This is a genomic window from Pseudomonas sp. 32_A, assembly GCF_017490905.1.
GTDB classification, from domain to species: Bacteria; Pseudomonadota; Gammaproteobacteria; order Pseudomonadales; family Pseudomonadaceae; genus Aquipseudomonas; species Aquipseudomonas inefficax.
Genome location: NZ_JAFGYI010000169.1, coordinates 1 through 533, shown reverse-complemented (window position 1 = coordinate 533; position 533 = coordinate 1). Strand labels below are relative to the sequence as shown.

Here is a 533-nt window from a genome sequence, read left to right as displayed (position 1 = left end):
GGGCCATTGCCGGAACGGCGGCCGGCTCGCGGACAGGATGCCGGCAAGCGTGCCGACGCCGATCAACGCGAGCGTCGTGTTGACCACGCCGTTCATGTGCCCGAACATCACGCCGAACATCAGCGTGGGACAGGCGATCCAAAGCACGCGCTCGACGCGCGATGTCGTTATCGTCATCGGCTTGCACTTGACGGCGCAAGCGCCAAAACGTTTTGCAGCGCACGATGCACCGCATCCACTGAAAGACGCCCCATGCAGTCCGCATGATCGCCGCGCCACGCGACGCACGTCTGCGCACTCCGGTCGCAGCGCCGTACCCATGCGACATGGCGCCGGAACATGGACGGCTGGTCGCGGCACGGCATGTCCGCGATCGTCAGCGCGATGAACGGCGCGTCCCGCCAATAGCGCCCCGCGCCGTGAATGCCGGCATTGCCGGGGCCGAACAGCGCGACGGTGGGCACGCCGACGAGACGCGCGAGATGCGCGATGCCGGTATCCGGACACACGACCGCCCGTGCACCGGCAAGCAC

At 67.9% G+C, this 533-nt stretch carries 1 protein-coding gene; it reads right to left on the bottom strand.

Going from position 1 to position 533, the window contains the following annotated elements; genetic code table 11:
- Positions 1–173: 173 nt before the first annotated feature.
- The coding region (locus J5M58_RS26115; RefSeq protein ID WP_306795253.1) for a glycosyltransferase family 9 protein at positions 174–533 on the bottom strand (360 nt) is incomplete at its 5' end.